Origin of the sequence: Streptomyces sp. NPDC052023, from assembly GCF_044548465.1 — a bacterium.
Lineage (GTDB): Bacteria > Actinomycetota > Actinomycetes > Streptomycetales > Streptomycetaceae > Streptomyces.
Window position 1 is genome coordinate 339,082 of the sequence record NZ_JBIUBW010000003.1, and the last position, 23,611, is coordinate 362,692.

Below are 23,611 nucleotides of genomic sequence, written 5' to 3' on the forward strand. Positions count from 1 at the left end.
ACGACGCCACGGGTCAGCACACCTGGTCCGCCTCCACCACCAGGTCCGCGAGGTCCCGTGTGGCTGCCACCAGCTCGGCGTTGCGCTGGTCCGTCCGCATCACCCAGGTCACCGCCTCCTCGTGGCCCTTACCGAACTCCTCGTGCCGGGCGACGAGGCGGCGGATCCGCTCCGGCTCGGGCAGCTCGCAGAACCACACCTCGTCCAGCTGGGGCCGCACGCGTGCCCACGCACCCGAGCCGAGCAGCAGGTAGTTGCCCTCGGTCACGATCAGTCGGGCGTCCGGCGGGACCGGGATCGCGCCCGCGATCGGCTGCTCCAAAACCCGCTCGAAGCCCGGCGCGTACACCACGTCCTCCCGGTCCTCGTGCAGACGGCGCAGCAAGGCGGCGTACCCGGCCGCGTCGAAGGTGTCGGGCGCCCCTTTGCGGTCGCGGCGGCCGAGCCGGTCGAGTTCGGTGTCGGCGAGGTGGAAGCCGTCCATGGGGACGTGCGCGACCCAGGGCCGGGCGGTGCCGTTCAGCTCCCGCACGAGCCGTTCGGCGAGGGTCGTCTTGCCCGCGCCCGGACTTCCGGTGATGCCGAGGACGGCCCGGCGGCCGCCCGTCGCGAGGTCACGGGCGCGGGCGAGGAGGTCGTCGAAGGTCACCGGCACACGCCGCAGTGTGTCATCCGGGCCGGAGCGACGGCCTGAGGGGCGGCGAGGAACCGGACAACGCCGGCACACGGCCACCACGCGTTCCCGAAGAGCGGCTTCCCGTGCGGCTCGTGTGGCCCCCGCCACCCGCTGGACCCCGCCGGGCGGGGAAGCGTTGCTGTATGAAGCAGCTCGGTCTACCCGAAGAAATTTTGGCCTGCCTCTTCGACCTCGACGGGGTCGTCACCAGGACGGCCGTGGTCCACGCCGCCGCCTGGAAGGAGACGTTCGACGCCTTCCTGAAGGAGCGCGAGGGCGACTCCTTCCGGCCGTTCGACGACGTCAGCGACTACGGCGAGTACGTCGACGGCCGCCCCCGCGCGGACGGCGTGCGCACCTTCCTCGCCTCGCGCGGCATCCGGCTGCCCGAAGGCACCCCCGGCGACCCGCCCGACGCCCCGACCGTGCACGGCGTCGGCAACCGCAAGAACGACCTGTTGCTGGAGAAGATCCGCACCGGCGGCGTCGAGGCCTACGACAGCACCCTGCGCTACATCGAGGCGGCCCGCGCCCGGGGCCTGCGCACCGCGATCGTCTCGTCCAGCGCCAACTGCCGTGACGTGCTGCGCGCGATCGACGCCGAGGACCTGTTCGACGTCCGTGTCGACGGCGTCGTGGCGGCGGAGCGCGGACTGCCCGGGAAACCCCGCCCGGACACCTTCCTGGCCGCCGCCCAGGAACTCGGCGTCGAGGCGCGGCAGGCGGCCGTGTTCGAGGACGCGCTGGCCGGCATGGACGCGGGCCGCGCGGGCAGCTTCGGTTACGTCGTCGGCGTCGACCGCGCCGGACAGGCCGAGGCCCTGTACGCGCACGGCGCGGACCGGGTCGTGGAGGATCTCGCCGAACTGGGGGGCGTGGAGTGATCACACAGGGGGCGTACGCCGTCGAGCCGTGGACCGTGCGGGAGACGGACCTCAAACTCGACGTGCTGGCACAGAGCGAGTCCGTCTTCGCGCTGTCCAACGGCCATGTCGGCTGGCGCGGCAACCTCGACGAGGGCGAGCCGCACGGACTGCCCGGCTCCTACCTCAACGGCGTGCACGAGGTGCACCCGCTGCCGTACGCCGAAGCCGGCTACGGCTATCCGGAGTCCGGTCAGACCGTCATCAACGTCACCAACGGCAAGGTGCTCCGGCTGCTCGTCGACGACGAGCCGTTCGACCTGCGCTACGGCCGGCTCGTCGCGCACGAGCGCACCCTCGACCTGCGCCGGGGCGTGCTGGAGCGGGTCTGCGAATGGACCTCGCCAGCCGGCTCGACGGTCCGGGTGCGTTCGACGCGGCTGGTGTCGCTCACCCAACGGGCCGTCGCCGCCGTGGCGTACGAGGTCGAACCGGTCGACAGCCGTACGCGGGTGGTCATCCAGTCGGAGCTCGTCGCCAACGAGAGCCTGCCCGAGCCGAACGGCGACCCGCGGGCCGCACGCGCGCTGAAGTCGCCCCTGGAGCCCGAGGAGGACTTCGCCGACGGCACCCGGCTGCGACTGGTGCACCGCACCCGGCGCAGCGGCCTGCGCGTGGCCGTGGCCGCCGATCATGTCGTGACCGGACCCGAACGCACGACCACCGGCAGCGAGAGCAATGTGGACGTGTCCCGGCTGACCGTCACCTCCGTGCTCGACCCCGGCCAGCGGCTGCGGGTGGAGAAGCTGGTCGCGCACGGCTGGTCCGGCGTCCGCTCCCGGCCCGCGATGAGCGACCAGGTGGAGGCGGCGCTGGCGGCGGCCGCGCACAGCGGCTGGCAGGGGCTGCTCGACGAACAGCGGGCGTACCTGGACGACTTCTGGGCACGGGCCGACGTCGAGGTCGACGGCGACGAGGAGATCCAGCAGGCGGTCCGCTTCGCCCTCTTCCACGTCCTGCAGGCCGGCGCCCGCGCCGAGGGCCGGGCGATCCCGGCCAAGGGCCTGACCGGCTCGGGCTACGACGGTCACGCCTTCTGGGACACCGAGACCTTCGTGCTTCCCCTGCTGACCTACACCGAGCCCGGTGCCGTCGCCGAGGTGCTGCGCTGGCGGCAGACCACCCTGCCCGCCGCCCGCGAACGTGCCACCCAACTCGGCCTGCGGGGCGCCGCGTTCCCGTGGCGCACCATCGAGGGCTCGGAGGGCTCGGCGTACTGGCCCGCCGGTACCGCCGCCTTCCATGTCAACGCCGACATAGCCGACGCCGTGGTGCGCTACGTGGCGGCGACCGGCGACCGCGACTTCGAGCGCGACACCGGGGTGGAGCTGCTGGTGGAGACCGCACGGCTGTGGCGCTCGCTGGGCCATCACGATCCTCACGGCACCTTCCACATCGACGGGGTCACCGGCCCGGACGAGTACAGCGCGATCGCCGACGACAACACCTACACCAATCTGATGGCCCGGGCGAACCTGCTGGCCGCCGCCGACGTCGTCGAGCGCCACCCCGGACAGGCAGCGCGCCTGGACGCCGACGCCGAGGAGAGCGCCGGCTGGCGGGACGCGGCACACGCCATGCACATCCCGTACAACGCCGGCCTCGGTGTGCACGAGCAGCACGCGGGCTTCACCCGCTACCAGCACTGGGACTTCGAGGCGACCGGCCCCGACCGGTTCCCGCTGATGCTGCACTTCCCCTACTTCGACCTCTACCGCAAGCAGGTCGTCAAGCAGGCGGACCTGGTCCTCGCGATGTACACCTGCGGCAGCCACTTCGACGACGAGCACATCGCCCGCAACTTCGCCTACTACGAGCCGCTGACGGTGCGGGACTCCTCGCTCTCCGCCTGCGTCCAGGCCGTCATCGCCGCCCAGGCCGGCCACCTCGGCCTCGCCTACGACTACACCGTAGAGGCGGCCCTGATGGACCTGGCCGACCTGGAGCAGAACACCCGCGACGGGCTGCACATCGCCTCGCTGGCCGGTACCTGGACGGCGCTGGTCGCCGGCTTCGGCGGGATGCGCCGGGACGGGGACACGCTGCGCTTCGCGCCCCGGCTGCCCGAGCAGTTCAGCAGGCTGGCGTTCACGATCCAGATCCTGGGCCGCCGGCTGCGCGTGGAGATCGCCCCCGAGAAGGCCACGTACACCCTGCTGTCCGGTCCGCCCCTGACGATCGGTCACCACGGCGAACCCCTGGAGGCCGGCCCCGACGCGCCCGCCGTCGGCACGGTCCCCGCGACTCCCACGCGCCCGGCGCCGCGGCAGCCCCCGCACCGTGCCCCGAACGCCCGCTGAACCTGACGCGGCGGCCACCGTTGGCCAGGGACCGGTGTTTCAGCGGGCGAGCGGGCGAGGTGTCAGGGCGTTCTCCCTCGCCTCGCCCCGGCCGTCCGGCTCGACCCGGTACAGCCGGGCGCCCGGCGCGCGGGTCACCGCCTCCACCAGGTCCCCGCCCTGGAACAGCGCCCCGACCCCGTCGTCCAGTGCCCACCCCGGGGCAAGCGCACCGGCCGCCACGGCGGCCCGGTACGAGGGGCGGCGGCCCGGTTCGCCGTCGTAGTGCGGGCAGACCGAGCCGGGGAGCAGGCCCAGGCCGTCCGGCAGGAAGGTGAGCGGGCCGAAGGAGTCGGTGTGCGAGCCCTCGGCCCAGCAGTTGGCGCCGGCGCTGATCCCGCACAGCAGGGTGCCGCGATCGCCGGCCTCGGTGAGCAGCCGGTCGACACCGTGCGCGCGCCAGACGGCCAGCAGGTTCGCGGTGTTGCCGCCGCCGACGTACACCACGTCCTGCGCGAGCAGGAACGCCCGCAGCCCGGCGTCGTCCAGCTCCCGCCGGAACAGGTGCAGTACGGACGGCTCGCACCGGCGTGGCCCGAACGCGCCGAGGAACCGCTCGACGTAGGCGGGCGCGTCGCCGCTCGCGGTGGGGACGAAACACACCTTCGGCCGGGACGTGCGGGCGAGGCCGAGCACCCAGTCGTCCAGCAGCCCGTCCTCGTCGGTGGAGAAGCCCCCGCCGAGCAGCGTGAGACGACGTGGGGGTGCGGCGGTCACGGGCATGCCTCCCGGGCGCAGGACGTCGACGGAACTCCCCCAGTGTGGCAGTGCTCACAGGCGCAGCTGACCCCGCCACCTGGTGATCTCCTTCACCGGATCTCCCGTGTACGACCAGGGGGTTCGCGTGTACCGGCGGCCGAGCAGGCGGAGCAGCCCGGTGGCGATGTCCGAGGCGCCGGCGTGGCAGGCCGCGTGGGCCAGGTAGTTGAGGTCGCGCAGCTCGACCGGGGTGACCGGGACGTCCGGGCGTTCCCGGATCCAGCGCTGCCAGGTGCGGCGTACGTCGCTCACGGCTCCGTCGTGGTCCCAGTGCTGCCCGAGCCCGACCGCGGAGTGGCGGCCGCGGGCGGCGTCCAGGGCGTAGCGGAACTCCTCCACGCGGGCGTACTGCACCAGCACCGGCAGCGCGCAGCCGGGCGGGGCCACCCCCGCGGCGTCGCGGGCGAAGTCGTACATCAGGCCGTGGGTGCCGTGCCAGCGGGAGGAGTAGTAGTGCAGGATCTGCAGGTGGCCCTCCATGCTGTACGGGTCGCGCCGGTGCAACTCGTCCCACCAGCGGGCCAGTTCGCGTCGGCGCAGCCCTTGCGGGGAGAGGCGGGCGACGGAGAGCAGCGAGATCCACGGCGTCGGGTCCGCCGGGCAGGCCTCCGTGGCGCGCAGGCACGCGAGCACCGTGCCGTCGACGCGTTCCTGGTCGATGGGCACGCCCCGGCCGGCCGCGATGGCCATGTCGAACGCCCTGGCGGTCTCGGTCGCGGCCCGCAGGACCAGGGCGTCGCCGCTGTACGGTTCGGCGGCCAGCCAGGACTCCACGGCCGAACTGCCCGCGCAGGCCTGGGCGAGCAGCCGCACCCGGTGTCCTCGCAGGGGCCAGTCGGACCCGGTGGAGCGCAGCAGTTCGCGCAGCCCCTGCCAGCGGCCGATGACGATGTCGTGGCGGGCCGCGGTGAGGTCCGCGTCCCCGTGGTCGGGGTCGAAGCCGGGAGTGAAGCGGTCACGCGCCATCGGGGTCTCTTTCAGAAGTCGGTGGAGAGACCCTCGTGGCTGTGGGAGTGCGGCGCCGGCCGGCCACCGGGCGGGTAGTCCGGCGCGATGGCGCGGGTCGCGTCCAGCCGGTCCGGGCGGTAGTAGTCGCTGCCCCGGTGCCGGTACCACAGCATCGGAACCAGCCCCACGGCGAGCCCGCCGACGCCGATCGCGACCGCCGCCGCGCTCAACTCGCCCAGGGACTGGACGAAGACCCAGAACATGAACAGCGAGCCCAGCAACGGCCACACCCCGCCGAGCACGAAGTGCACCGGCGAGCGCAACAGCATCCCGCGGTAGGCGACGACGGCGGCGAGTCCGGCCAGGCCGTAGTAGACGGCGATCTGCAGCCCGATCGCGGAGATGGCCTCGGAGAGGATGTCCCCCACCGAGCCCAGCGCGTTCGCGGCGACGAACAAAACCAGCGCCACCGCGCCGACCACGGCGATCGCCACCCACGGGGTGTTCCACCGGCGGTGCACCCGGCCCAGCGCGGCCGGCATCGTGCGGTCCCGGCCCATCGCGAACAGCGACCGCGTCACCTGGATCAGCGTGGTCTCCAGGGTGGCGATCGTGGACAGCATCACCGCCACGACGAGCAGCTTGCCGCCCCAGCCCGGCCAGATCTCGTCGCCGAGCACGGCCAGCACGTCGGCGCCGTTCTCCTCGATCTGCCGGGTGGACAGCACGACGTTCACGGCGATGGTGAACACCAGGAACAGCAGGAAGACGACGCCTACACCGATCAGGCCCGCGAGTCCCGTGGTACGGCGGCTGTTGCGGGTCTCCTCACTGAGATTGCACGCGACGTCCCAGCCCCAGTAGTAGAACGCGGCGACCAGCGCACCGGACGCGAAGCCCGACAACCCGTCGAAGTGGCCGAACCCGAGCCAGGACCAGTCGAACGCGCGGGCGTTGTCCGAGTGCAGCAGCGCGAGCACCGCGAACACCGCCAGGACGACCAGCTCCACACCCGACATCAGCAGCTGTGCGCGCACGGTGAGCCGGGCGCCGCCCAGGACCACCAGCAGCATCACCAGGAACCAGCCCGCGCCGACCACCGACGCCATCGCCGTGTCGTCCGCCAGCTCCTCGTCGAACAGGGCCAGCGTCATCGCCCCGGCGGGCAGTGAGCCGGCCACCATGAAGATGGTCGCCGACACCACCAGCGCCCAGCCGCTGATGAAGCCCAGGAAGGGGTGGAGCGTACGGCCCACCCAGGAGTAACTGGCGCCCGCGTTCACGTCGATACGGCTGAGCCGGCTGAACGCGAGCGCGATGCCCAGCATGGGGATCGCGCAGTAGAGCAGCGCCGCCGGGCCTGCCAGCCCCACCGCCCCGAACAGAACGGCCGTGGTCGCGGCCAGCGAGTACGCCGGGGCGCTGCCCGCGACCGCCATCACCACGGTGTCGAACATCCCGAGGGCGCCTGCCTGAAGCCCTCTGCCCGTGCTCTTGCTCATGCCTGCGCTGCTTTCGCCTTGCACGCCGTCGGGGCGGGACGCCCCGGCGTCGTAAGTGGTGGGGGGTGAACCCGCCTCCGGCCGACGAGGGATGGCCTCGGGCCGGGGCGGCGGAGGACAGGAGGGTGGGCGGTGTCGGCCGCGCCGTTGCCGGACGGTCACACCGTGTGTGCGAGTGATGATAGCCCCGCGCCCCTGCCGTGCAAGATTGACCTCCGCGGAGCGGACGCGGACTGTCTTTCTGCCAACTCCGGTGCCGGTCAGGCGCCTTGCGGCCGACGAAGCGGAACGGGCCTGCCGCCGCGCGGTCCACCCCAGGGAAAGCGTGATTGGAGCGCGGCCTGCGGGAAACGCGGACAGGGACCGAAGCCAGGATCGACGAGTCGACACAGCGCGACAGGAGGCAGCCATGGGCAGCGAAGGGACGCGCCCCGAACCGGTGGCGGACGACGCGATGGCCGACGACGCCTACCAGCCCACCGGGACCAACGAGGAGCAGGCGGACGCCGCGCCCCTCGACCTGCAGGACGCGGTCGACGAGCGCACGTACGACGACGTCCTGGACGAGGGCTACTCGCCGCCGGAGAAACCCCTGGGCGTGACGAGGCACGGCACCACGGCCGCCGAGCAGCACACCGGCGAGACGCTCGACCAGCGCCTCGCCCAGGAGCGGCCCGACGTGGGCGAGGCCGCCGGGGACGGCATCGGCGACCTGCCCGGCGGCGCGGGCGAGCCGGTCGACCCCGAGGCGGGCAGCGAACGCGCCGGGCGCCTGGTGGCCCCCGACGAGGGGGCGCACCCGGACACGACGAGGGAGGCCGTGGCCGAGGACAAGGGGGTCGACGCGGGGGCGGCCGGCGCCGAGGAGGCCGCCGTGCACGTGGTGGGCGAGGACCGGACGTGACCGCCGGGCCGGCCGTGCCGGGTCAGTCCGCGATCCGGTCGATCTGGCGGAGCCTGTTGGTGGCGTCCAGCGCGGCGACCTTGTAGGACTCCGCCAGCGTCGGGTAGTTGAACACCGCGTCGACCAGGTAGTCGACGGTGCCGCCGCACCCCATCACGGACTGCCCGATGTGGATCAGCTCGGTCGCGCCCGTGCCGAAGCAGTGCACGCCGAGCAGCGTGCGGTACTCGGGCGAGACCAGCAGTTTCAGCACGCCGTGCGAGTCCCCGATGATCTGCCCCCGGGCCAGCTCCCGGTAGCGGGAGACGCCGGCCTCGAACGGCACCCGGTCCTCCGTTAGCTGGTCCTCGGTCCGCCCCACGAAGCTGATCTCCGGGATGGTGTAGATACCGATCGGCTGGAGGTTGTGCATCCGCCCCACCGGCTCCCCGAAGGCGTGGTACGCCGCCGCCCGCCCCTGCTCCATCGAGGTCGCCGCGAGCGCCGGGTAGCCGATGACGTCGCCGACGGCGTAGATGTGCGGCACCTGCGTGCGGTAGTGCTCGTCGACCGCGATCCGGCCGCGCGTGTCCGCGCTCAGCCCTGCCTTGCCGAGGCCGAGGCCGTCGGTGAGGCCCTGCCGTCCCGCCGAGTACATCACCGCGTCCGCGGGGATCTTCTTGCCGCTCTCCAGCACGGTCAGGGTGCCCCGGGGATGCCGCTCCACCGCGGCCACGGTCTCCCCGAACCGGAACGTCACCGCGAGATCCCGCAGGTGGTACTTGAGCGACTCGACGACCTCGACGTCGCACATGTCGAGCATCGCGGCCCGCCTCTCGACCACGGTCACCCTGCTGCCGAGCGCGGCGAACATGCTCGCGTACTCCATGCCGATCACCCCCGCACCCACGATGACCATGGAGCGCGGGACGCGTTCGAGGGCGAGGACGTTGTCCGAGTCCATGATCGTACGGCCGTCGAACTCCACGCTGTCCGGCCGGGCGGGCCGGGTGCCGGTGGCGATCACAATGTGGTCGGCACTGATCAGCCGCTCCTGGCCGGTGACCTCCTTCAGGGCAACGGTGTGCGGGTCGGCGAAGCGGCCGGTGCCGGCGAACAGGGCGACGTGGTTGCGGGACAACTGGTTGCGGATGACGTCGACCTCGCGGCCGACCACGTGCTGGGTGCGCGCGATCAGGTCGGTGACGGTGATGTCCTCCTTGAGGCGGTAGCTCTGCCCGTAGAGGTCGCGCTGGGTCAGGCCGGTGAGGTAGAGCACCGCCTCACGCAGCGTCTTGGAGGGAATGGTGCCGGTGTGGATGGAGACCCCGCCGACCATGTCGGGGCGGTCGACGACGGCGACCCGGCGGCCCAGCTTGGCCGCGGCGATGGCGGCCTTCTGGCCACCGGGTCCGGATCCGAGGACGAGCATGTCGAAGTCGGGCACCCTCGGGAGTGTGACAGCCCACCGGGCCTCTCCGTAAGGGCGGGACCGTACGGAAAGGCCCGATTCGGCGGTTTGCGGGGCGCGTTGAACAAGCCACCCCGGCATCCGCGTGGCACACGTCAACTCCCGCGGCCCGGCCGCCCCTCAGCCGCGGGGACGACGCCGAGGGTCGAGCACACCTAGGGCAGCAGCTTGTCGAGCGCCGCGTCGCCCTCCTGGGCCAGCTTGCGCCGGGCCCACTCCAGGTTCTTCGGTGTGAGGTCCTTGCCCGAGGCAAGCACCACGTCCTCCGGCGACACGTCCGTGCCGGTACGGGGGTGGAGGAGGGCGTCCGGGGTGACGCGGTCCGCGGACTCCCGGGACGCGTCGGGCTGTGGCGTCGACATGATCTCTGCTCCTCCGGTCCGGGGCTCTGCTGCGGACCCGGTGAGGTCATCGGGTCCACTTACACCATTCAACGCCGGAGCACTCCCTGCATCCGGAAGCGTGATCACCGGGCCTCCGGACCATGGTGGTGAGCGCCCGCGCGCGGCTGTTCCCGGGGCACCTGAACAGCGGCGGACGGTCAGTGCGGCGCCGCGGCCCGGGGAGCGAGGACGAGGATCGTGACGTCGTCGTGGATGCTCCGGGTGTGCTGGAGCAGGTCCTCCCAGACGCGGTCGGGAAGGCCCGGGCGGCCGTCACCGTGGAGCAGCGCCAGCCGCTCGGTCAGCGGGTAGAACGTGCCGGCCGGGTCACGGGCCTCGAAGAGCCCGTCCGAGGCGAGGACGAGCCGGTCGCCCGGCTCCAGCGCGACTGTCCCCCCGCGGGGCGCGCCGGTGCCGCCGAGGCCCAGCCCCAGCGGTGTGCACGCCTCGACCGCGACGTCCGTGGCCGTGCCCGAGCGCAGCAGCACCGGTGGCGGATGCCCACAGGTCAGCACCCGGACGGAGCGCGCGTCGCGGGCGAACTCCAGCAGCACGGCCGTCGCGAACAGATCGGCGTGCCGTCTCTCCGCCACGTCCACCGTCAGCCGGCGGTCGAGCCGGCCGGCCACCGACTCCAGATCGGGCTGGTCGAGTGCCGCCTCCCGGAAGGCGCCCAGCAGGGTGGCCACCGTGCCGATGGCCGCCAGTCCGTGCCCCTGGACGTCGCCCAGCACGGCACGCACCCCGTACGGCCCGTCCCGCACGTCGTAGAAGTCCCCGCCGACCAGCGTCCCGCGCTGCGCCGCCCGGTACAGGCCCGCGCAGCGCACCGGGCCGACCGCCTCGGGCAGCGGCGGGAGCAGGGCCCGCTGCGCGGCCTCGGCGATGGTGCGTTCCAGATCGAGCTGGGCGTCGCGATGGCTGCGAACGAAGGACACGAACACGCTCAGCAGGGCGACGAAGCCGATGGTCCACAGGTCGGTGTCGCCGGGCCGGTCCAGCTGGAGCGCCGGGATGTTCAGCAGCACGATCGCGCAGCCGCCGAGCAGTGCCGTCCCGAGCGGCCCGTACGACAGGACGGCCAGCGGAGGGATGGCGCCGAGCAGGAAACCGATGTCGAGCGGATCGTGACTGAGCGCCGTGGCCGTGGTGACGCCGATGATCAGGACGACCGGCAGCACCCGCACCCAGCGTGGCGGTGGCGCGCCCCGCAGCCAGCCCCGGCGGTCCAGGCGCCGGAGCGGTGACAGCACGTGCGCCGTATCCACACCACCACGCTGCTACGGCGGACGGGGCGCCGCACGTCGGGTACCGGTGCCGGTGTCATGCCGGCGACGCGCGAGGCGCGGACCGGACGGATGACGGAGGCGGCGTGGGGTCCGAGGGCGGGACCTGGTACGTGAGCAGCGGCGAGGAGCGGGTCGGGGAGATCGTCGTCGACGACTCCGGCTTCCCCTGGTTGTCCGGGAGCTTCACGGCCGGCCCGGCCTTCGCGGCCGTACGGGACCTGTTCGCCCGCGAACTCGCCCTGGCGGAGCGGGACGACGACGGTCACCGGCAGGCGTGGGAGACGGTCTACGACGAGATCAGGCGCCGGGTCTCGCTGTCCTCACCGGAGGGGCCGGTGGCCGACTTCCTCCTGCACATCGAGGGGGACCGGGCGTGGTTCGGCTGGATCGACAACTGATCGACGGCTGAAACAGCGGTGGTGGTCGTCCGATTTCTGGTTTGACAACGGCTGCTCCGCGCATTCGGTAGGGGAACGTAATTCCGACGGATGGGTGGAGGAGACGTGGGCATCATCGCCTGGATCCTGATCGGGCTTCTGGCCGGCGCCATCGCCAAGCTGCTGCTACCGGGCAAGGACCCGGGCGGGATCATCATCACGATGCTGATCGGTGTCGCCGGGGGTCTGCTCGGCGGCTGGCTGGGGAAGGTCATCTTCGGCGTCGACTCGATCGACGGGTTCTTCGACCTGTCGACGTGGATCGCCGCCATCGTCGGCTCGCTCATCCTGCTCGTGCTGTACCGAGCCGTCACCGGCGGGCGGCGCTCGCACGCGTGCGGGCGGCCGGTGCGGGCGGCGGTGAGCAGCGCGCCGGCCGCCCGGGAGAAGGCGGGCAGCGCGCCTTCGGAGCTCTCCGGGAGGGACGTCACCCCGCTCGCGCCGCGCAGTTCGACGGTGGTGCCGGCCGCCGCGGGCGGAGCGGTGAGGCTGAGGGTCAGGGTGCTGGTGGCGCCGGTGACATGGTCGAGGACGGCGTGCACGGTGTCCTGCGGACCGCGCGCCGCGGCCGCCACGCCCGTCACGTCGCCGAGGACCGGCAGCAGTACGGACAGGGCGTGCGGACCCACGTCCCACAGGGCGCCCTTCTCGCGCCGCCACGGTGAGGCGGCGAACGGGCTGTCGTCGCTGGTGAACACCGCGCCCAGCCACTGGGCGCGGCCGACGAACCAGCCGTCGCCGGCGGCCTGCTCGGCGATCCAGGCCCCGGGCCCGGTCTGGAAGCGGGTGGTGAAGAAGACGACGGAGGCGACGCCCGACCGGCGCGCTGCCTCGGCCACGGCCTGCCCCTCGGCGACCGTCGGGGCGAGGGGCTTGTCGAGCAGCAGATGGCACTCCGCCCGCGCGGCCCGCACGGCGAGGTCCGCCTGTACCGCCGGAGGCAGCGCGACGGCCACCGCGTCCACCTCGCCGAGCAGGGTGTCCACGTCGTCGTAGGCACGCGTGCCATGACGCTCCGCCAGCTCCTTGGCGGCGGCCGGGCGGCGCCCCCACACGCCGACGAAGTCCAGCTCCTCGTGCCCGCTCAGGACGGGGGCGTGCACCATCTGCGCCCAGGGGCCGGTGCCGAGCAGTCCGATACGCATGCGTTGCCTCTCCCACGGTCCAGATCCTGCGAGGACCGGCACGTTTGCTGCCGGCCCGGCTGAGAGTGTCACACGGACGGCGTACAGGGTGCCGCGCGCCGACGCCGGCACCCCGCGGACGGCCGCCGGGACCACCACCGGGGCTGCCTCACCGCGCGCCGGGACTGGTGACATTGCCGGTGCCCCCGGGCCCGGTCGCCCCCGACAGTGGCACGGCCAGTCAGTCGGCGGCGCCCCGCCGGGTGGGCCCCTGGGCAGCGCGCGGCGTTTCCCTGTGCCCCCGGCGGGCGGCTCGCCACGATCGAGAGGACGACTCGTCGTGCAGCAGCACCCGCGCACCACCCTTGTCTCCACCCCGCCGCCCAGAGGCGCCGGCCGCCGTGCGTGGCGGTTCGCCCCCGCCGCCGCGGCGATCGCCGCCGTCGTCGGGCTCAGCACCCTGACGGGCCCGGGCGCCCACGCGGCCGACAACCCGTACGAGCGCGGCCCGGCCCCGACCACCGCCGGCATCGAGGCGGTCCGCGGCCACTACGCCGTCTCCGACACCACCGTCTCCTCCCTCGCCGTCAGCGGCTTCGGCGGCGGCACCATCTACTACCCGACCACCACCGCGGACGGCACGTTCGGCGCGGTGGCCATCTCACCCGGCTACACCGGCACCCAGTCCTCCATCTCCTGGCTCGGCCCCCGCCTGGCCTCCCAGGGCTTCGTGGTGTTCACCATCGACACCCTGACCACGCTGGACCAGCCGGACTCCCGGGGCCGCCAGCTCCTCGCCGCCCTGGACTACCTCACCCAGCGCAGCTCGGTACGCACCCGTGTCGACAGCAGCCGGCTCGGCGTCATGGGCCACTCCATGGGCGGCGGGGGCAGCCTGGAGGCCGCCAAGTCACGGCCCGCCCTTCAGGCGGCGATCCCGCTGACGCCCTGGAACCTCGACAAGAGCTGGCCCGAACTCACCACACCCACACTGATCGTGGGCGCCGACGGCGACTCGATCGCCCCGGTCTCCTCCCACGCCGAGCCCTTCTACAACAGCCTGCGCGGCTCCCTGGACCGCGCCTACCTGGAGCTCAACAACGCCACCCACTTCGCGCCGAACACGTCCAACACGACGATCGCGAAGTACAGCGTGTCCTGGCTCAAGCGGTTCATCGACAACGACACCCGCTACGAGCAGTTCCTGTGCCCGCTGCCGCGGCCCAGCCTGACCGTGGAGGAGTACCGGGGCAACTGCCCGCACACCTCCTGACCCGGTCTCCGGAACGTTGTGCCCGTGCACCGGCGGACATCCGTCCGCCTGGGCGCGGGCACACGCCGCAGGCCCGCCCCGCCGGGCGACCGGGCAGGTCACGGGCGCCTGGGGAGGCCGGGCGAGCCCGGGCGCCCGGCTTCCGCGCCTCGCCGCCCGCCCGTAACGTCACGGGGATGACCGGACAGACGACCGCGACGGCACCCCCACAGCTGTACGGCCGCCCCCCACTGCGCACGGTGCAGGCGCTGTCGGACCGGCTCGGGTCGGGCGGCGGCGTACTCGTCGTGACCGGGGAGCCCGGCCTCGGCCGCACCTGCCTGCTCCACCACGCGGCCCGCACCTTCGCAGCCGGCCCCACCCTCCACGTCCGTACCGATCCGGCCACGCCCCGGCGCCCGTACGACGACCTGCGGGCCCTGCGGCGGATCGCGGGCGCCCCCGGGCAGGAGGTCACGGCGGACACGGCGGCCGGGGACCTGCTGGACGCCCTGAGCGCCACAGCCGCGGGCGCCCCCCTCCTCGTCTGCGTCGACGACGTGCACCTCTGGGACCCCGCCTCCCGCACCGCGCTGGCCTGCGCGGCCCGCCGCCTGCGGACGGCGGCCCGGGTCGGCCTGCTGCTCTCCACCCGCGGTCCCGTCGACCGCGACCTGGCCGGGCTGCCGGTGCTGCGCCTGCACCCGCTCTCCACGGCGGACGCCGACGCGCTCCTCGACGAGGTCACGGGTGGGGCGGTCCCGCCCGGGCTCCGGGCGGACCTCCTGGAGGAGGCGGCGGGCAACCCCGCCCTGCTGCTCGCCCTGCTGCGCCGCCTCTCGCCCGCCGAACTGAGCGGCGAACGGGCCCCGTCCAGGCCGCTGGCCGACGCCACCGCGCTGACCGGCGTGGTGGGGGAGTGCCCCGGCGGGACGGCGTGGGCCGACGTGGACGACCTGCTCCTGACGGTCGCCGCCGCGTTGCGCGAACCGGACACGGCGGACGTCGACGCCGGCCTCGTGCGCCGCGCCCTGAACGGCCCCGACCCCGGCCGGGACCCGTTACCCGAGGCCCTCGCCCTGGCCGACGGGCGGGTGCGCTTCCATTCCGGCCTGGTGGGCCGGGCCGTCCACGCCGCCGCGGCTCCCGACCGCCGCCGCGCCGCGCACTGCGCCCTCGCCCGCGTCCACGAGGCCGACGGACACCGGCTCCTCGCGCTGCTCCACCGGGCCTGGGCGGCGAACCGGCCCGCACCACTTCTCGCCGACGAACTGTCCGCCGCCGCGGCGGCGACCCCGGCCTCGCCCCGGCTGCGGGCCGTCGCCCACGCGCGTGCCGCCGAGCTGACCCCGCCGGGCACGCTCCGGGCGGACCGCCGTACGGACGCCGCCGAACAGGCGCTGCTCGCCGGGAACTCCCGGCACGCGCTGCGGCTGCTGCCCGAGCCGCCGGGCGACGCGGCACCGCCCGCCGCCCGCGGGCGCGCCGAGCTCGTGCGGGGGACGGCGGAGCGATACGACGGGCCGGTCGCCGACGCCCACGCCTCCCTGCTCTCCGCCGCGCGGCTGCTGGCGCGCACCGCGCCCGCCCGGTCGGCCGCGGCCACCCTGGCCGCCGCCGACGCGGCCTGGGCCGGGGGCCGCCAGACGGAGTGTCACGAGGCGCTGGCCGAGGAGTCGCCGGGCGCCGGCCGGCGCCGGCAAGGCCTGGCGTGCGACTACCGTCTCGGCATGCTCGCGGCAGTCGAAGGCCGCTTCGACGCGGCGGCACCCCATCTGCGCCGCGTGGTCGCGTACGCACTGACCGGTGATCAGCCCGACGCCCTGCTCAGGTCGGTGGCCGCCGCCCTGCTGCTCGGTGACCCGGCGTCCGCCGTCCGGGCCGGCACCCGCGCCCTCGCCGCGGCCAGGAACCGCGGATCCACCGCCCTCGAACCGCGCGCCCTGGAGTACCTGGCCTACGCCGAGCTCCGCGCCGGCTGGCACGCCCGGGCCCGGACGCACGCCGAGGAAGGGCTGCGTGCCGCCGAGCGCGGCGGGCAGCGCAACACGGCCGCCCACCATCACGCCGTACTCGCCCTCGCGGCGTCGATCGAGGGGGAGCCGGACGTCGTCGCCGGGCATGTGTCGGCCGCGCTCGCGACCGCCCGCCGGCACGGTCTGGCCCAGGCGGCGACCCTCGCGCACTGGGCCGCGGCCCGGGCGGACCTGGGACGCGGGCGCCCCCTGGACGCCGCCGACCGGCTCGGGCCGCTGGTGCTTCCCGGCCCCCGGCGCGGTCACTTCGCGGTCTGGATGCTCGCGGTGCCCTGCTACGTGGAGGCCACCGTGCTCGCCGGACGCCCGCAGCAGGCGCGGCCGGTCGTCGCGGACCTCGAAATCTGGGCCGGTCTCGGCGCCGACCCGCACGCCCCTGCCCAACTGCTGCGCTGCCGCGCCCTGCTGGCCGGGCCGGAGTGCGCCGACGAACTGTACGTGCGCGCGCTGGACCTGCACGACCGCACGGACGGCGACTTCGAACGCGCCAGGACCGAACTGGCGTACGGGAAATGGCTACGCCGCCGGCGCCGGCTGCGGGAGGCGCGGGACCGGCTCGGCGCCGCGCTGGTGGACTTCGAGCGCTGCGGCGCCGGGGTCTGGGCGCGGCAGGCGCGGGGCGAGCTGCGGGCCAACGGGACGGCGCCGAGCGGGGAGCGGCCCGGGGCGCTCGCGCGGCTGACGCCGCAGCAGTGGCGTATCGCGCGCTGTGTGGCCGACGGCGCCACGAACCGGGAGGTGGCCCGCAGCCTGTCGGTGAGCACCCGGACCATCGACTACCACCTGCGCAACGTCTACGCGGCGCTCGGCGTGCGCTCCCGGGTGGAGCTGGCCCGTATCGTCCAACAGGCCGAGAAGTCCGGTGCACGCCTCTAGGGACCGACCGGGCGGTATGTCATTCTTCGGGGCAGCACGAGTAAGCCGCCGGCCACCGCGCGGACCGCCCCGCCGACCGGGAACCGGCGGACAGCTCTCCGGGTGCGCGCCGCCGGCCAACCACCCTGGGGGGAACCGCGATGCAGCAAGCCCTTCGGCCACGAACGGCGTTCCGCAGCGCACCGGGAGCCGTACCGCAGCCGCGGACGCGGCCCGGCCGGTCGCTGATCGACGCCGACGCACTCCGTGTCCTGCACCGCGCGGCCCGGGTCCTGCTGGCCGACCTGCCCGAGCTGACCGACCGGCTCGTGGCCGTCCTGCAGGACCACGAACCCGCCTACCGGGCCGCCATGGAGAACGACCCCGGCACGACCTGGCAGGAGGTCCAGCGGTCGCTGCGGCACAGCGTGGCCTCACTGCTCGACCCGCGCGGCACCCGGGACGCGGCCCGCCGGTGCACCTGGCGGATCGGCGCCACGCGTGCCGAACAGGGCCTGCCGCTGGACGCGTTGCTGCACGCGTTCCGGCTCGGTGGCTCCCTGGTCTGGCAGGGCCTCGTCGAGGAGACCTCGCGGACGGCGCCGGAGGACGTACGGCTCCTGGTGCACGTGGCGTCCGACATATGGAACTTCGTCGACGAGCACTGCACCCTCGTGGCCGACGCCTACCGGCAGACCGAGCGGCAGCTGACCTGGCGGCGCGAGAACCGGGTGCGGCTGCTGACCGCCGCCCTGCTGGACGGCGCCGCCCGCATCGCCGACCTGCCCGAGGCCGCCCGCGCCCTGGAACTTCCGGAGCAGGGGCGCTACGTCGTCGTCGCCGTCGCCGGCGGCACGGCCGAGGGATGCGCCGACGCCCGCTCCGCGGCGGCCCCCGAGGGTGTGCGCGTGCACTGGCACACGGACGTGGAGGTGGACTACGGCATAGTCCTGCTGGCGGAGGACGACTTTCCGGGACCCCCCGAACCCCGGCCCGGCGTCCGCATCGGCGTGGGCGGAACCGTCGAGGGCCTGGCCGCGGTGGGCGACGCCCGCCGCCAGGCCGACACCGCGCTGCGGATCTGCCCCGAGGAGGGCGGCACGATCCGGCTGGCCGCGCACCTCCCCGCGGCCCTCGTCATCTCCGGCCCGGAACTCGGCACCGCCCTCGCCGAGCAGGTCCTCGGCCCGCTGTCCCGCCTGGAGCCCGCCGACCGTGACGTCCTGCTGGACACCCTCACCGCCTGGCTGGACTGCGACGGCTCGGCCCAGCGGGCCGGCCGCCGGCTGTACTGCCACCGCAACACCGTCCTGAACCGCATCCGCCGCTTCGAACAGCTGACGGGCCGATCGCTGTCCCGGCCCCGCGACCTGGTCGAGATCAGCCTGGCGCTCACCGCCCGCCGCCTGCTGCGGCCCTGAGCCGCGCGAGCGCCCGCTGGGCAACCGCACAACCCCCTGCGCGCACGCTTGGGACCCCGCCCCGACCACGCCCCCAGGCCTGTACCGCCCTTCGCGGCACGTGCTGTCGTGAGCACCCCTTCCCCCCGAAGTCCGCGCCGGCAGGCGCGGATCCGAGGAGTTGTGATGCCCGAAGCACCACCGGACGATCGCGCCGTCCTGCGCGTCGAGGAACTCGACGTGATGTACGGCCGCGCCCTGTCCGCCCTCCGCCAGGTCTCCCTGACGGTCCCGCCCCGCTCGGTCGTCGCCCTGCTGGGCGCCAACGGCGCGGGCAAGTCGACGCTGCTGCGCGCGGTGTCGGGAACCCTGCGCCTGCACCGCGGCGCGGTCACGGCCGGCCGCGTCCGCTACGGCGACACCGCGCTCGACGGCCAGGACCCCGTCGTGGCCGTACGCGCCGGGGTCGTCCAGGTCCCGGAGGGCAGGCGGGTGTTCGCCGGGCTCAGCGTCGAGGAGAACCTGCGCGCCGGCGGACTCGGGCTCGGGCGGCGCAGCCCGGCGCGGGTGCGCGAGGCCCGCGACCGCGTCTTCGCGCTCTTCCCCCGGCTCGCCGAACGCACCGGACAGGCGGCCGGTCTGCTGTCCGGAGGGGAACAGCAGATGCTGGCCATCGGACGCGCCCTGATGGCCGCCCCGCGCCTGCTCCTGCTCGACGAGCCGTCCCTCGGCCTCGCCCCGCGCATGGTCGAGCGGATCGCCGAGGTGATCCGCGAGATCAACGCTCAGGGCACCGCCGTCCTGCTGGTCGAGCAGAACGCCGGCATGGCGCTGTCGCTCGCCGACCACGCCCACGTCCTGGAGGTCGGCGAGGTGCGCCTGTCCGGCCCCGCCGCGGAGCTCGCGCGGACGGACGCCGTACGCCGCCTCTATCTCGGTGAGGCCGCCGGCGAGCAGGGGGCCGCGTGACCACCCGAACCGACCCGCCCGCCCTCGAAGTCCGCGACGTCACCGTCCGCTTCGCCGGCCTCACCGCCCTCGACGGCCTCTCCCTCACCGTCGCCCCGGGCACGGTGCACGCCCTCATCGGCCCCAACGGCGCGGGCAAGTCCACCTGCTTCAACGTCCTGTCGGGCCTGTGCCGCCCCGCGACCGGCACCGTCCGGCTCGGCGGCACCGAGCTCACCCGGCTCGCCCCGCACCGCATCGCCGCCCTGGGCGTCGCCCGCACCTTCCAGAACATCGTCACCACCGAGGGCACGGTCGCCGACAACCTGCTGCTCGGCCGGCACGCCCTGTCCCGGGCCGGCTTCGCCGCCAGCGCGCTGCGCCTGCCCACCGCCGTACGCGAACAGCGCGAACACCGCGCCCGGGCCCGTGAGATCGCCGAACTGGTCGGACTGGCCGGGCACTTCGACACGCCCGTCGCCGCCCTGTCGTACGGCGACCGCAAACGCGTCGAGTTCGCCCGCGCCCTCTGCCTGGAACCCCAGGTGCTGCTGCTCGACGAGCCGGTGGCCGGGATGAACGCCGCCGAACGCCTGCGCACCGCCGAGGTCGTGCGGGACGTGCGGACCCGGCTCGGCCTGTCCGTGCTGCTCGTGGAGCACGACATGGGACTGGTCATGCGGCTCGCCGACGAGGTCACCGTCCTCGACTTCGGCCGCCGCATCGCCCACGGCAGCCCCGAGGAGGTCCAGCGGGACCCGGAGGTGCTGCGGGCCTACCTCGGCACCGGCAACGCCGAGGAGGGCGCCGCATGACCGGACTGCTCGACCACGTTCTCGGCGGCCTCGCCCTGGGTTCGGTCTACGCCCTGGTCGCCCTGGGCTTCGTCATCATCTTCAAGGCGTCGGGCGTGCTGAACTTCGCCCACGGCTCACTGCTGCTGCTCGGCGGCTACCTCACCGCCGTGCTCCACGACGACCTCGGCTTCGCCGGCGCCCTCGCGCTCGCCGTGCTCGTCACGGCGGCCGTGGCCGGAGCCGTGGACCGGCTGCTGCTCCAGCGCATCGGTAAGGACCAGCGGGCCGCCCACGTGGCGACCATCGCGACCATCGGCGTCGACATCGTCCTGCTCACCGACCTGGCCCGGCGCATCGGCGGCGACCTGCTCACCCTCGGCGACCCCTGGGGCGACTCGGTGCGCGCGTTCGGGCCGGTGACCGTCGCCGACAGCCGGCTCGCCGCGATCGCCGTGTCCGCGGTCGTCATCGGCGCGGTCTTCGCGCTGTTCCGGTACACCTCCTGGGGACTGTCGCTGCGCGCGGCGGCGGAGGACGTGGAAGCCGCCTCGCTCATGGGCGTACGGCTCACCCGGGTCCGCATGATCGCCTGGTGCCTGGCGGGCGGACTGGCCGCGCTGGCGGCACTGTTCCTCGCCGCGTTCCCGGCGCCCGGACTGGAGCGCACCACCGGCCAGATCGCCCTGAAGGCGTTCCCGGCCGCGGTCCTCGGAGGCATGGCCTCGCCGGCGGGCGCCCTGGCGGGCAGCCTGCTCATCGGCCTGACCGAGGCGCTCGTCGCGGGATACCAGTCCGATCTGCACGTATTGGGCGAGGGCTTCGCTGACGTCGCCCCGTACGCCGTGATGGTCCTGGTGCTGCTGGTGCGCCCCACGGGTCTGTTCGGCGCGAAGGGAGCGGTCCGTGTCTGATCTCGTGAAGTGGGGCAGGCTCGCGCTGCCCGCCGTCGTGCTGTGCGCGCTGCCCTTCTACCTGGACGCGTTCTGGCTGCGCATCGGCCTGTTCGCGATGGCGGCGGCGATCGGCGCCGTCGGTCTGAACCTGCTGGCCGGCACGGCGGGCCAGCTCTCCCTCGGACACGCCTTCTTCCTCGCCGTCGGCGCCTACGGCTACGCCTGGCTCGCGGGCGACCCCGGCCCCGGCCTGCCCCCGGCCCTCGCCCTGGTGCTCGCCGTGCTGCTCGCGGGCGTCGCGGGCGGGCTGTTCAGCCCCGTCGCCGGCCGGGTGCGCGGCATCTACCTGGGCGTCGCGACCCTCGCGCTCGTCTTCCTCGGCCACCACGTCCTGCTCACCGCGGACTCCGTGACCGGCGGCTTCAACGGCCGCTCCGTGACGCCGCTCAGCCTCGGCGGGTTCACCTTCGCCGACGGCGACCCCGAAGTCGCCTTGATGGGAGTGCCGTTCGGCGCCGAGGAACGCCTGTGGTACCTCGGCCTCGCGCTCTTCGCCCTGACCTGGTTCACCGCCCGTGGCATCCTCCGGGGCCGTCCGGGGCTCGCCCTGGTGGCCCTGCGCGACAGCGAGACCGCGGCCGCGGTGATGGGCGTGAACGTCGCCCGCCACCGCTCGGCGGCGTTCGTCGTCTCCTCGATGTACGCGGGCCTCGCCGGGGCCCTGCTCGCGCTCGGCTTCCGCCGTATCGTGCCCGACTACTTCGGGCTCGCCCTCTCGGTCGACTACCTCGCCATGATCGTCATCGGGGGCCTCGGCTCGGTCGCCGGCGCGACCGCCGGAGCCGTCTTCGTCACCGCCCTGCCGCTGCTGATGACCCGTTACGCCGACCATCTCCCGCTGGTCGCCGCACCCGGGTCCGCCGAGGGCGCGGTCGGCCCGACCGAGGCCGCCCGCTACCTCTACGGCGCGGCCATCGTCCTGATCCTGCTGTACGCCCCCGACGGCCTGCGCGGCCTGGCCGCCCGCCTCCGCGTCCGACTGCGCCGCCGGCCGGTCCTCGCCCCACCCGCAACCGCCGTACGAGCCAAGGAGCACACCCCGTGAACGTCACCCACCCCACCAGGATCCTCCTCGCCTCGGCCCTGTCGGCGCTGCTGCTCGCCACCGGGTGCAGTTCCAAGGCGGACGGCAAGAGCACCGAGGACGGCGCCGACGGCGTCAAGTCCGGGCCGGGAGTCACCGACAAGACCGTCAGACTGGGCGCGCTGACCGACCTGACCGGCCCCTACGCCACCCTCGGCAAGAGCATCGTGCAGGCGCAGCAGATGTGGGCCGACGAGACCAACGCGGACGGCGGGATCTGCGGCCGGAAGGTCGAGATCGTCGTCGAGGACCACGGGTACGACGTGCAGAAGGCGGTCACCGCGTACGCCGACATCTCCGCGGACGTCGTGGCGCTGCCCCAGGTCATCGGATCCCCGGTGGTCGCCGCCCTGATCGACGACATCGAGCAGGACAGCATGCTGACCTTCCCGCAGGCCTGGGCGGCCTCCCTGCTCGGCAAGGACTCCGTCCAGGTGCTCGGCACCACGTACGACGTCGACATGATCGCCGCCGTCGACTTCCTGACCCGCACCAAGGGCCTGAAGAAGGGCGACAAGATCGGACACGTGTACTTCGAGGGCGACTACGGCGCCAACGCGCTGGAGGGCTCCACCTGGGCGGCCGAACGCGCCGGGATGACGGTGACCGGCCAGAAGATCAAGGCGACGGACACCGATCTCACGGCGCAGGTCTCGGCGCTGCGCGCGGCCGGGGTGAAGGCCGTCCTGGTCAGCGCGGGGCCCGCGCAGACCGCGTCGCTCGCCGGCGTGGCCGCGGCCCGGGGCCTGCGGGTGCCCATCGTCAGCAGCGCGCCGGGCTTCGCGCCGCAGCTGATGAAGACCCCCGCGGCGAAGGCCCTCGAGGCCATGCTGCACGTGGTGAGCGCCGCCCCGGCCGTCAGTTCGGACCTGCCCGGCGTCAAGGGCATGGTGGCCGCGTACCAGAAGAAGTACCCCGGCGCCCTGGTCGACTCCGGCGTCCTGTCCGGCTACAACGCCGCCCAGCTGATGGGCGCCGACCTGAAGAAGGCCTGCGCGGCCGGCAGCCTCGCCCGTGAGGACGTGGTCAAGGCACACCGCTCCCAGAAGAACGCCGACACCGGACTCGGCACCCCCCAGGACTTCTCCGACGTCAACAGCCCGGCCAGCCTCGCCACGTACGTCCTGCGCCCCGACTCCAAGGCACTGGGCGGCCTGGTGATCGCCGAGGACGCCCACGAGGCACCGGGAGTGAAGGAGTACGTGGCGTCCCTGGGCGGCTGACCCCCAGCCACCGGTCGCCCCGGGCGTGGCCGACGGACGCGCTCGGGGCGGCCGGTGGCCGCGGGGTACCCGCCGTCCCGAAGGGGGCATCGTTCCGGTTGCCGTCCCGCGGTGGCCCTCCGCGGCCCCACCTCCGCCCCGGACTTCGTCCTCGTCGCCGGGAATCCGCCGAGCCGGACGTCGCCCGGGCCGGCGGGGCGCGCCCGGTTCCGGATTCTGCCTCCGGACGGTGTTCTGTTTCGTACTTGGGCTGGCACGGGCCGTGACCGCGTCCCTAGGATGTACTCCCTGTCATGCCAGCCGAGTTGGTGCTCGGCGCGAGAGCAGGG

19 protein-coding genes and 2 pseudogenes are annotated in these 23,611 nt (G+C 74.1%); 13 read left to right on the forward strand and 8 right to left on the reverse strand.

What is annotated here, in order from left to right; translation table 11 throughout:
• Nucleotides 1-13 precede the first annotated feature (13 nt).
• Nucleotides 14-655 (reverse strand): nucleoside/nucleotide kinase family protein, encoded by a 642-nt coding sequence (locus tag ACIHCM_RS09135; protein ID WP_399891500.1) that lies wholly within the window; start codon nucleotides 653-655, stop codon nucleotides 14-16.
• Nucleotides 656-819: 164 nt separating this feature from the next.
• Here ACIHCM_RS09135 and ACIHCM_RS09140 point away from each other — a divergent pair, with 164 nt between their 5' ends.
• Nucleotides 820-1,560, forward strand: coding sequence for an HAD family hydrolase (locus tag ACIHCM_RS09140; RefSeq protein ID WP_399891503.1), 741 nt, complete (start codon nucleotides 820-822; stop codon nucleotides 1,558-1,560).
• The gene (locus ACIHCM_RS09145; protein ID WP_399891505.1) at nucleotides 1,557-3,899 is read left to right on the forward strand and encodes a glycoside hydrolase family 65 protein; all 2,343 of its coding nucleotides are present in this window, start codon (nucleotides 1,557-1,559) and stop codon (nucleotides 3,897-3,899) included. Before ACIHCM_RS09140 ends, ACIHCM_RS09145 begins: the two co-directional genes overlap by 4 nt.
• A 39-nt stretch (nucleotides 3,900-3,938) precedes the next feature.
• On the opposite strand, the gene ACIHCM_RS09150 is transcribed toward ACIHCM_RS09145, so the two are convergent.
• Genes ACIHCM_RS09150 through ACIHCM_RS09160 form a run of 3 tightly spaced genes read right to left on the reverse strand, consistent with a single transcriptional unit; the run spans nucleotide 3,939 to nucleotide 7,147 of the window.
• Nucleotides 3,939-4,655 carry a Type 1 glutamine amidotransferase-like domain-containing protein gene (locus ACIHCM_RS09150; RefSeq protein ID WP_399891508.1) on the reverse strand — a complete coding sequence of 239 codons (717 nt, stop codon included), beginning with the start codon at nucleotides 4,653-4,655 and terminating at the stop codon, nucleotides 3,939-3,941.
• Between the two features lie 54 nt (nucleotides 4,656-4,709).
• Complete coding sequence (locus tag ACIHCM_RS09155; RefSeq protein ID WP_399891511.1) at nucleotides 4,710-5,663, reverse strand: hypothetical protein; 954 nt, start codon at nucleotides 5,661-5,663, stop codon at nucleotides 4,710-4,712.
• 11 nt (nucleotides 5,664-5,674) lie between these two features.
• Entirely contained in the window at nucleotides 5,675-7,147 is a 1,473-nt protein-coding gene (locus ACIHCM_RS09160) for an APC family permease (RefSeq protein WP_399891514.1), read from the reverse strand.
• A gap of 409 nt (nucleotides 7,148-7,556) precedes the next feature.
• Between ACIHCM_RS09160 and ACIHCM_RS09165 the strand changes: the two genes are divergently transcribed.
• Nucleotides 7,557-8,051: a DUF5709 domain-containing protein gene (locus ACIHCM_RS09165; RefSeq protein ID WP_399891517.1), complete on the forward strand. Its 495-nt coding sequence runs from the start codon at nucleotides 7,557-7,559 to the stop codon at nucleotides 8,049-8,051.
• Between the two features lie 22 nt (nucleotides 8,052-8,073).
• On the opposite strand, the gene sthA is transcribed toward ACIHCM_RS09165, so the two are convergent.
• From sthA to ACIHCM_RS09180, 3 genes are all read right to left on the reverse strand, one after another.
• Nucleotides 8,074-9,477 carry a Si-specific NAD(P)(+) transhydrogenase gene (sthA, locus tag ACIHCM_RS09170; RefSeq protein ID WP_399891520.1) on the reverse strand — a complete coding sequence of 468 codons (1,404 nt, stop codon included), beginning with the start codon at nucleotides 9,475-9,477 and terminating at the stop codon, nucleotides 8,074-8,076.
• Between the two features lie 179 nt (nucleotides 9,478-9,656).
• On the reverse strand, nucleotides 9,657-9,863 hold the full coding sequence (locus ACIHCM_RS09175; RefSeq protein ID WP_393108426.1) for a hypothetical protein: 207 nt from the start codon (nucleotides 9,861-9,863) through the stop codon (nucleotides 9,657-9,659).
• 179 nt (nucleotides 9,864-10,042) lie between these two features.
• A complete protein-coding gene (locus tag ACIHCM_RS09180; protein WP_399891523.1) occupies nucleotides 10,043-11,152 on the reverse strand; it encodes a PP2C family protein-serine/threonine phosphatase in 1,110 nt (369 codons plus the stop codon).
• Nucleotides 11,153-11,256: 104 nt separating this feature from the next.
• Here ACIHCM_RS09180 and ACIHCM_RS09185 point away from each other — a divergent pair, with 104 nt between their 5' ends.
• Both ACIHCM_RS09185 and ACIHCM_RS09190 read left to right on the forward strand, forming a co-directional pair.
• Nucleotides 11,257-11,571 carry a hypothetical protein gene (locus tag ACIHCM_RS09185; protein WP_399891526.1) on the forward strand — a complete coding sequence of 105 codons (315 nt, stop codon included), beginning with the start codon at nucleotides 11,257-11,259 and terminating at the stop codon, nucleotides 11,569-11,571.
• A gap of 105 nt (nucleotides 11,572-11,676) precedes the next feature.
• Nucleotides 11,677-11,943 (forward strand): annotated as a pseudogene (locus ACIHCM_RS09190) (GlsB/YeaQ/YmgE family stress response membrane protein); the annotation flags it as partial.
• On the opposite strand, the pseudogene ACIHCM_RS09195 reads toward ACIHCM_RS09190, so the two are convergent.
• Nucleotides 11,937-12,755, reverse strand: a pseudogene (locus tag ACIHCM_RS09195) (Gfo/Idh/MocA family protein); the annotation flags it as partial. The pseudogenes ACIHCM_RS09190 and ACIHCM_RS09195 overlap by 7 nt on opposite strands.
• A gap of 319 nt (nucleotides 12,756-13,074) precedes the next feature.
• Here ACIHCM_RS09195 and ACIHCM_RS09200 point away from each other — a divergent pair.
• From ACIHCM_RS09200 to ACIHCM_RS09235, 8 genes are all read left to right on the forward strand, one after another.
• The gene (locus ACIHCM_RS09200) at nucleotides 13,075-14,007 is read left to right on the forward strand and encodes an alpha/beta hydrolase (protein WP_399891528.1); all 933 of its coding nucleotides are present in this window, start codon (nucleotides 13,075-13,077) and stop codon (nucleotides 14,005-14,007) included.
• Between the two features lie 176 nt (nucleotides 14,008-14,183).
• Entirely contained in the window at nucleotides 14,184-16,898 is a 2,715-nt protein-coding gene (locus tag ACIHCM_RS09205; RefSeq protein WP_399891531.1) for a LuxR C-terminal-related transcriptional regulator, read from the forward strand.
• A gap of 140 nt (nucleotides 16,899-17,038) precedes the next feature.
• Nucleotides 17,039-18,298, forward strand: a complete 1,260-nt coding sequence (locus tag ACIHCM_RS09210) for a helix-turn-helix domain-containing protein (protein WP_399891534.1) — start codon at nucleotides 17,039-17,041, stop codon at nucleotides 18,296-18,298.
• Between the two features lie 165 nt (nucleotides 18,299-18,463).
• A complete protein-coding gene (locus tag ACIHCM_RS09215) occupies nucleotides 18,464-19,246 on the forward strand; it encodes an ABC transporter ATP-binding protein (RefSeq protein ID WP_399891537.1) in 783 nt (260 codons plus the stop codon).
• The gene (locus tag ACIHCM_RS09220; protein WP_399891539.1) at nucleotides 19,243-20,040 is read left to right on the forward strand and encodes an ABC transporter ATP-binding protein; all 798 of its coding nucleotides are present in this window, start codon (nucleotides 19,243-19,245) and stop codon (nucleotides 20,038-20,040) included. Before ACIHCM_RS09215 ends, ACIHCM_RS09220 begins: the two co-directional genes overlap by 4 nt.
• Entirely contained in the window at nucleotides 20,037-20,933 is an 897-nt protein-coding gene (locus ACIHCM_RS09225) for a branched-chain amino acid ABC transporter permease (RefSeq protein WP_399891542.1), read from the forward strand. Before ACIHCM_RS09220 ends, ACIHCM_RS09225 begins: the two co-directional genes overlap by 4 nt.
• Entirely contained in the window at nucleotides 20,926-22,020 is a 1,095-nt protein-coding gene (locus ACIHCM_RS09230; protein ID WP_399891545.1) for a branched-chain amino acid ABC transporter permease, read from the forward strand. The genes ACIHCM_RS09225 and ACIHCM_RS09230 overlap by 8 nt, the downstream gene beginning before the upstream one ends.
• A complete protein-coding gene (locus ACIHCM_RS09235; RefSeq protein ID WP_399891548.1) occupies nucleotides 22,017-23,282 on the forward strand; it encodes an ABC transporter substrate-binding protein in 1,266 nt (421 codons plus the stop codon). The genes ACIHCM_RS09230 and ACIHCM_RS09235 overlap by 4 nt, the downstream gene beginning before the upstream one ends.
• Nucleotides 23,283-23,611: the final 329 nt, after the last annotated feature.

Excerpts from the sequence above, each read along its gene's own strand:
- ACIHCM_RS09225 (WP_399891542.1), top strand. The coding sequence starts at position 20,037 with ATGACCGGACTGCTCGACCACGTTCTCGGCGGCCTCGCCCTGGGTTCG.
- ACIHCM_RS09215 (WP_399891537.1), top strand. The coding sequence starts at position 18,464 with ATGCCCGAAGCACCACCGGACGATCGCGCCGTCCTGCGCGTCGAGGAA.
- ACIHCM_RS09205 (WP_399891531.1), top strand. The coding sequence starts at position 14,184 with ATGACCGGACAGACGACCGCGACGGCACCCCCACAGCTGTACGGCCGC.
- ACIHCM_RS09210 (WP_399891534.1), top strand. The coding sequence starts at position 17,039 with ATGCAGCAAGCCCTTCGGCCACGAACGGCGTTCCGCAGCGCACCGGGA.
- ACIHCM_RS09155 (WP_399891511.1), bottom strand. The coding sequence starts at position 5,663 with ATGGCGCGTGACCGCTTCACTCCCGGCTTCGACCCCGACCACGGGGAC.
- ACIHCM_RS09175 (WP_393108426.1), bottom strand. The coding sequence starts at position 9,863 with ATGTCGACGCCACAGCCCGACGCGTCCCGGGAGTCCGCGGACCGCGTC.
- ACIHCM_RS09160 (WP_399891514.1), bottom strand. The coding sequence starts at position 7,147 with ATGAGCAAGAGCACGGGCAGAGGGCTTCAGGCAGGCGCCCTCGGGATG.
- ACIHCM_RS09140 (WP_399891503.1), top strand. The coding sequence starts at position 820 with ATGAAGCAGCTCGGTCTACCCGAAGAAATTTTGGCCTGCCTCTTCGAC.
- ACIHCM_RS09165 (WP_399891517.1), top strand. The coding sequence starts at position 7,557 with ATGGGCAGCGAAGGGACGCGCCCCGAACCGGTGGCGGACGACGCGATG.